The sequence below is a fragment of the Actinorugispora endophytica genome (assembly GCF_004363075.1).
Lineage (GTDB): Bacteria > Actinomycetota > Actinomycetes > Streptosporangiales > Streptosporangiaceae > Actinorugispora > Actinorugispora endophytica.
The window spans coordinates 55112-62078 of record NZ_SNYN01000027.1 but is presented as its reverse complement, the minus strand read 5'-3'; the positions used below and the strand labels follow the sequence as shown (position 1 = coordinate 62078).

General features: G+C 69.2%; 8 protein-coding genes. 6 read left to right on the top strand and 2 right to left on the bottom strand.

Going from position 1 to position 6967, the window contains the following annotated elements; translation table 11 throughout:
- Positions 1 to 438: 438 nt before the first annotated feature.
- The gene (locus EV190_RS20980; protein ID WP_133743312.1) at positions 439 to 864 is read right to left on the bottom strand and encodes an NUDIX hydrolase; all 426 of its coding nucleotides are present in this window, start codon (positions 862 to 864) and stop codon (positions 439 to 441) included.
- Positions 857 to 1603 (bottom strand): GntR family transcriptional regulator, encoded by a 747-nt coding sequence (locus EV190_RS20975; protein ID WP_243742709.1) that lies wholly within the window; start codon positions 1601 to 1603, stop codon positions 857 to 859. The genes EV190_RS20980 and EV190_RS20975 overlap by 8 nt, the downstream gene beginning before the upstream one ends.
- Positions 1604 to 1791: 188 nt before the next feature.
- Between EV190_RS20975 and EV190_RS24380 the strand changes: the two genes are divergently transcribed.
- From EV190_RS24380 to EV190_RS20945, 6 genes are all read left to right on the top strand, one after another.
- Complete coding sequence (locus tag EV190_RS24380) at positions 1792 to 2127, top strand: SCO3933 family regulatory protein (protein ID WP_133743311.1); 336 nt, start codon at positions 1792 to 1794, stop codon at positions 2125 to 2127.
- A gap of 92 nt (positions 2128 to 2219) precedes the next feature.
- The gene (locus EV190_RS20965) at positions 2220 to 3542 is read left to right on the top strand and encodes an FtsK/SpoIIIE domain-containing protein (RefSeq protein ID WP_133743310.1); all 1323 of its coding nucleotides are present in this window, start codon (positions 2220 to 2222) and stop codon (positions 3540 to 3542) included.
- On the top strand, positions 3542 to 4189 hold the full coding sequence (locus EV190_RS20960; RefSeq protein WP_341770568.1) for a DUF2637 domain-containing protein: 648 nt from the start codon (positions 3542 to 3544) through the stop codon (positions 4187 to 4189). Before EV190_RS20965 ends, EV190_RS20960 begins: the two co-directional genes overlap by 1 nt.
- A gap of 503 nt (positions 4190 to 4692) precedes the next feature.
- Positions 4693 to 5139 (top strand): hypothetical protein, encoded by a 447-nt coding sequence (locus EV190_RS20955; protein ID WP_133743320.1) that lies wholly within the window; start codon positions 4693 to 4695, stop codon positions 5137 to 5139.
- 224 nt (positions 5140 to 5363) lie between these two features.
- The gene (locus EV190_RS20950; RefSeq protein ID WP_133743309.1) at positions 5364 to 6764 is read left to right on the top strand and encodes a replication initiator; all 1401 of its coding nucleotides are present in this window, start codon (positions 5364 to 5366) and stop codon (positions 6762 to 6764) included.
- Positions 6761 to 6937, top strand: a complete 177-nt coding sequence (locus EV190_RS20945) for a helix-turn-helix transcriptional regulator (protein WP_133743308.1) — start codon at positions 6761 to 6763, stop codon at positions 6935 to 6937. Before EV190_RS20950 ends, EV190_RS20945 begins: the two co-directional genes overlap by 4 nt.
- Positions 6938 to 6967: the final 30 nt, after the last annotated feature.

Sequence of the window (6967 nt, the reverse complement as noted above, 5' to 3'; positions counted from 1 at the left end):
CCACCCCTTCCCCGCGGCTTCCCCTCCTCCTCCTGGTCCTCGATCTCCTTCGCCATCCGCCCGGTCACCACCGCCCGCCCCGGCTCCGACCGCCCACCCCGGCCACCACGCCCGCCACCCGCCCGCAGCACCCCCCCGGGGTCCGTCCCGCCCACCACAGACCACCAGAAGCCTCCCGCCCGGCCCGCCCCGGTCTCGGTCGCACCCCGCGCCGACGGCGCGCCCCCAGCACATCAGAAACGCCAGAGGCGTCCCGCTCCGGTGCGGGACGCCCCAAGGGCCACCAGGGCCGCAAACCGCCAGACCACGCCCGGCTCCAGCCGTCGTCCCGCGCCGTCAGGCGCGGGCTTGAAAACGTAAAGAAACTCCTCAACACATCCCCTGGACACGAGGAAACCCGGTGAACCATGCGGCTCAACCGGGCTTCCTGGTGTCTGCTTACAGCAGGTGGGTTCCGTCGTGGCTTCGGATGAACGGGCCGTCGTCGCGTTGGGAATCAAGGACTCGGATCAGTCGGGCCTGCGGCATGAGTGCACGGGCCTCGTCGAGGTCGATCCACCGGGCCTGGGTCGCCTCGTCGGATGCTGTGGGGGTTCCCTCCTCCACCGTGCATCGGATGGCAATGCTGACCACACCCAGGGGCATGTTCTTGTAGATCCCGACCAGTTTTCCGGGACGGACCTTGACCCCGGTCTCCTCCCAGACCTCGCGGACAACTCCGGCGTTGGGATCCTCGTCCAGCTCCAGGACTCCTCCGGGTGGAACCCACCGGCCGTCGTCTCTGCGCTGAATCGCCAGAACCTGACCGCACTCGTTGAACACGACTCCGGTGACACTGACGGAATGACGCGGAAGCTCAGGCATCGGCCGACCACTCATAAGACAACTTCCACTGCGAGGCCGGGAAGACGTTCACCGCTGCCTCGATGGGCTTGTCCTCCTGGTCGTAGGCGATTCGGACCACTTCGAGAACCGGCGCCGTATCAGCGATCTTGAAAAAGTCGGACTCGTCCCGGCTGGCGGAACGCACCTCGATGTTCTCGACGAACCGAGAGGCATGGTGGCCCCTGGCCGCAAGCCGTTTGTACATACCGGTAGGGCCGGTGTCAGGCTCTGCGATCTCCAGCGATCCCGCCACCGACATGGGAATGTAGGCGGTCGCAAGCTGCATCGGGTGTCCGGATGCGAGCATGCGACGTCCACGGACCATGACCCGCTCGCCTCCAAGCTGGAGATACGTGGCGATCTCGGGCGGCGGATCGATCTCGTCGAGTCGGACGCGCGGAGTGTCCGGCTCCAATCCGGCCCGCCTCATCTCCTCGGCGAAGCTGCCGCCTGAACCCCGGTATCTGGTGCGTCGAGTGCGTTTGACCGTGGGGACTTCGAGCACGGTGGCGCCGCGACCACCCTCGACCCGAACGAGTCCTTCGTTCTTGAGGATGGCGATAGCTCGACCGATCGAGGTCTGAGCGAGTCCATATTCACGGGCAAGCGTGGGTTGGCTCGGAAGCATCTCCCCAGGCTTGTAGCGACCGCTTTTGATGGCGGCGCGCAACTGGTCGGCCACCTGCTCATAGCGCGACCTCGGCTTCTCTAGCGCCACCGGCCTTCTCCCTTCACTACTCCGACCCTGAGCCTAGCGATTAGGTGTGAGCTTGTTCCTGTTGACCGACACACAAAGCTTGACACCTAACCGTCATGTGTTAGCTTCGTGTTAGGCACTTCATACACCAAGGGACTGCAGCGCCTAACTTCACACAAACCTAACGCTTAACACTTAGGAGTTATTTCATGCGGAGCATCCCAGTGGACACGTCGCGGATGGTGTTCATGGCGGCGGGCGGGGCCCGTCCGAAGTTGAAGAACCGTGAGACGGGCGAGATCAAGCTCAACGCCCAGGGTGTGCAGCTGTGGCAGGTCAAGGTGCTGGCGCAGGTGGACGACAACGACGGCGACGCGCTGCTGATCTCGTTCGCGGCGCAGACGCCTCCGCCGCTGCGGCTGGGCATGCTGCTGCGGGTGTCGGGCCTGGTGGCGATCCCGTGGGAGACCAACGGCCGTCACGGGGTGGCGTTCTCGGCCGCGTCGCTGGAGGTCGTGGAGATGTCCGGGGCGGGGGCGGCGTGATGGCGGTGTGGCCCAACGGCGAGTCCGAGGAGTTCCGGGACTGGGCGGATGAGTGGTCCCGGACCAACCGCGGCAACGAGAAGGGCGAGTAGGTGTTTCCCGAGATTCTGTGGGCGGTGCCTCCGGCGGCGGTGTCGGTTCCGGTGGGCGCGGCGGTGTGGCGCAACTGGTCGCCGGCCTCCTGGAACTACGGCCCCGGGCTGGTGGGCAACGCCGCGCGGGTGCACCTGACGTGGGCGGACGTGTCCAGCGGGTGCGGGCTGACCAAGACGCGGACCCGGTTGGGCAAGGGCGGGCGCCGCCAGGTGGAGCGCAAGCCCAAGCTGTCGCGGTTCCGTCCGACCGGGTACGGGTTCCGGGTGCGGGTGCGTCTGCACGACGGGCAGACCCCGGGCGACTACGCCCAGGCGCTCACCCGGTTGGCGCACTCCTGGCGGGTGCACGCGGTGCGCGTCCGCCGGACCGGCCCCGGTTGGGTGGAGCTGGTGGCCACCTCGCGTGACCCGCTGGTCAACCTCGGAGCGGCGTCGGCCTTCGACGGGGAGCTGTTGACCGTTCAGCTCGGCCGGTTGGAGACGGGTGAGCCGTGGGTGGTCGACTTCCGGCAGGTGCCGCACTGGCTGGACATCGGCGCGACCCAGTCGGGCAAGTCCACCGACGTCAACGCCCTGATTAAGGGGTTGTCCCCGCAGCCGGTGGCGTTGGCGGGCCTGGATCTGAAGGGCGGGGTGGAGCTGACCCCTTACGAGGACCGCATCTCCAAGCTCGCCACCACGCGTGACGAGTGCGGAGGGCTGCTCGACGACCTGATCGGCATCCTGACCGACCGCATGGCGCTGTGCCGGACGCACCGGATGCGCAACGTGTGGAAGCTCCCCGAGGACGTGCGGGAACAGCACGCGATGCCGATCGTGGTGTTCGTGGACGAAGTGGCCGAGTTGTACCTGATGGCGGACAAGTCCGAGAAGGACGTGATCGCCAAGACCTCCACCACGCTGCTGCGCATCGCCCAGCTCGGCCGCGCCTTCGCGGTGTACCTGGTGGTGTGCGGGCAGCGGGTCGGCTCCGACCTCGGTCCCGGGGTGACGGCGCTGCGGTCGCAGCTGTCGGGCCGCATCTGCCACCGGGTCAACGACGCCGAGACGGCCAAGATGGCGCTGGGCGACCTGGCCCCCGACTCCCTGGAAGCCGCTCTGAGCATTCCGGCGGAGATGCCGGGCGTGGCGGTGACCGTGGGCGCGGACGGCCGCTGGCACCGGGCGAGGTCCTTCCTGACCACCGAGGAGGAGGCCGAGCAGGCCGCACGCGAGTTCGCGCACCTGGCTCCTTCCTGGGACGCGCTGACCACCGCGTCGGGTGCGCCGTCGTCGATCTCCGACGCCGAGTTGGCGGACTTCCTCGACGGGGCGGCGTGATGCATATGAAGCGCTTGGGCGCGTGGCTGGTGGACTGGGTGCCGCTGCTGGCCCTGGCGGGGATCGCGGCCGCGGGGAGCTTCACCCACATCCGGGACCTGGCCGAGAGGTCGGGCCAGTACGGGTGGATGGCCTGGGCCATCGCGGTGTCCATCGACCTGACGTGCGTGATGGCCGCCCGGGAGCGCCACCGCGACACCAAGACCGGCCGCCAGTCGTCCCGGGTGTCCTGGCCCACGGTGGTGATGGTCGCCGCGATCCTGCTGACCCTGGCCGCGAACCTGGCGACCGCCCAACCCACGCCGTGGGGATGGGTCATGGCCGCCACTCCAGCGGCGGCCTTCCTGGTCGCGGTCTCCATGCTGGAGCGCCGCACCACCCACACCTCGCCCCCCGCCCCGGTCGAGACCGAAGAGGTCCCGGCCGAACCGCCGGCGACCACCGTCGAACCGGTCGAGTCAGAACCGACCCCGGTGCCCGAACTCCCCGCGCCCGAACCGGCGGCTGACCCGCTGCTCGGCTACGCCCTCCAGGTCGCCGACGGCTACCACCAAACCCACGGCCACACGATCCCCCTGGACGCGCTGCGCGCCCGTCTCGGGGTTGCCGAACCCGTGGCCGCCCGCCTACACGCCCAACTCGCCTGAAAGGAGAAACTCCATGGCGATCGACTGCAACGGCCAGGGCTGGCGCTGGTGACCACGACGATCTGCTCGGGCTGCTACAGCCTCGGCACCACCAGCGAGGGCGACACCTGCCCGGCCTGCAAGGGCTCGGGCCAGAACACCGACTAGACGCGCGGCTCTGCTTCCACACACCGCCCCGCGCCACCGCTTCACCTGTTCAACCGACCCAACACGAGAAAGAAGGCGCACCATGTCCGGCTGCTGGGACGACCCCAAGGACACCAAGAACACCGACCCCACGACCACCCTGCACAAGGGCGGAAAGTGATGGCCGACGACTGCTCGACCTGCCAGGGCCTGGGGGTGGTTCCCGACTTCGAGTCGGTGGAGCTGACCTACGAGGACTGCCCCGACTGCCGTTAGAGACGACAAAGCCCGTGGCGCGGCTCTGCTTCCACACACCGCCGCGCCACGGGTTCACCTACCCAACGAACCCGAGAGTCCGAAAGGGGCTGACTGTGAGTATGCCACCCGCGACCAGGTTCACCGCCGTGTACGCGGCGATGACCGCCGCCCACCACGTGGGCGACTACCTCCTCCAGACCGACCACCAAGCCGACCACAAGGCCGCGTCCCGCGACCGCGCCGACGGCACCGCGGTGTCCGAGGTCGAGTCCTGGGCCGCGAACCAGACGCACGTGGCCGGCTACCACGCCGCGCAGCTGGCCTTCGTCGCCCTGGCCGCCAAATCGCTCGGGCTCCGCCTGTCCCCGGGGCGGCTGGCCGCCGGGGTCGCGTTCTCCTGGATCACCCACAGCGTCATCGACCGGCGCTGGCCGGTCCGCCTCTGGATGACCCGCACCGGCTCGTCCGGCTTCTACCAGGTGGGCGGGGCCGCGCACGCCGACCAGGCCATGCACCACGCCGCCCTGTTCGCCGCGGCCCTCCTCGCCAGCGGAGGTGACCGGTGATGCGCTGCCCACGCTGCGGAAGCGGTGACATCACCGAGTACAGCTACGACGGCGGCAAAACCGTCACCGGCTATGAGTGCCGCGACTGCGAGGCCATCTGGTGACGGCCCGCGTGGACGTCCTTCCCTTCTGACCTTCTTCGTGCCTCCGGCTCGGGCTCTGCGTCCACGCACCGCCCCGGCCGGGGGCTTCGCCTTCCCAACCCGTGAAAGGGGTGCTTCGCCGTGCCCGAACCCTCCCACGTCGGCGGCCTGATCGGCCCAGTCCTGGCCACGCTCGCCGAGTCCGGCGACCACGGCCTCGACCGGTGGATCTCCCAGGTCCGCCAGCTCCGGGGCTGCGCCTGCCCGGTGCGCCTGACGGGCGGCACGACCCGTGTGGACGCCGCCACCGGCGAACTCCTCGGCTCGTACTCGACCTCCCGCGAACCGGACAGCGAACTCCTCGTGCGGTGCAAGAACCGCCGCGAATCACGCTGCCCGTCCTGCTCGGCCGAGTACCGCGCCGACACCTACCAGTTGATCAAGGCCGGGGTCGCGGGCGGCTCCAAAGGCGTTCCCGCCTCGGTGGCCGTGCATCCGCGCGTGTTCGCCACCTTCACCGCGCCCTCCTTCGGGGCGGTGCATCGGGGGCCGGCCAAGGACGGCAAGACCCGCGTCTGCCACCCGCGCCGCTCCGGGCCTTCGTGCACCAGGTACCACCGCGCCGATGACCCGCTGATCGGCCAAGCCCTCGACCCGGCCGAGTACGACTACACCCACCACGTGCTGTGGCAGGCCCACGCCGGGGAGCTGTGGAGGCGCTTCACCGTGTACCTGCGCCACCACCTGGCCGCCGCCGCCGGACTGACCCGCACCGAGTTCAACCAGCGCGTGCGCGTCTCCTACGCCAAAGTGGCCGAATTCCAGGCGCGCGGGGCGGTGCACTTCCACGCCGTGATCCGCTTGGACGGCCACACCAAGGACACGGGCTCCTGGCCGCTGCCACCGGTGTGGGCCTCACTCGACATGCTCACCGCGGCCATCGCCTCGGCGGCGCGCGCCGTACGGGTGGAGGCCACCGTGTCGGGCCACACCTACGCCCTGGTGTGGGGCCGGCAGTTGGACGTGCGACCGATCGCCGAGTTCGGTCCCGACCGCTCCATCTCCGACACCGCCGTGGCGGGTTACATCGCCAAGTACGCCACCAAGGCCGCCGAGGCCACCGGCACCCTGGATCGGCGCATCCTCGACATCGAACAGGCCGGGCTCGACGCCGAGCACATCCGCCCGCACACCGCCCGCCTGATCAACATGTGCTGGCGGCTGGGCAACGTGAACGTGTTCCCGCACCTGGAAGACCTCAAGCTGCGCAAGTGGGCGCACATGCTCGGCTTCCGGGGCCACTTCTCCACCAAGTCACACCGCTACTCCACAACCCTGGGCGCGCTGCACCAAGCCCGCGCCGACTTCGCCGCTGGCCACCCCTGGGATCCCGACACCCACACCCCCACCGCGCCGCCGCCTGACGGGTCGGTGCTCGTGCTGTCGGACTGGCGCTACCTCGGCCAAGGACTCACCCCCGGCGAACTCGCCCTCACCTCGTTGATCACCGGCACCCCCAAACCCAAGGGAGACACCCCGTGAAAACCCTCGAACGGCTCTGGTCCCCCAAAGAGACCGCGGCCTTCCTCGGGGTCTCGGTCAAGACCCTCTACGACTGGCGTTACAAGCGCTCTGGACCGCCTTCGCACCGCCTCGGTCGCCACGTCCGGTACCTCCCCGACGAGGTTTACACCTGGGTCAAGAGGCAGTCCTGATGGCCTCCACCAACCGCCAGATCGCCCGAG

What these genes read in the sequence shown, in the direction of transcription:
- EV190_RS20980 (WP_133743312.1), bottom strand. Translation starts at nt 864, where the DNA reads ATGCCTGAGCTTCCGCGTCATTCCGTCAGTGTCACCGGAGTCGTGTTC.
- EV190_RS24380 (WP_133743311.1), top strand. Translation starts at nt 1,792, where the DNA reads ATGCGGAGCATCCCAGTGGACACGTCGCGGATGGTGTTCATGGCGGCG.
- EV190_RS20960 (WP_341770568.1), top strand. Translation starts at nt 3,542, where the DNA reads ATGCATATGAAGCGCTTGGGCGCGTGGCTGGTGGACTGGGTGCCGCTG.
- EV190_RS20955 (WP_133743320.1), top strand. Translation starts at nt 4,693, where the DNA reads ATGCCACCCGCGACCAGGTTCACCGCCGTGTACGCGGCGATGACCGCC.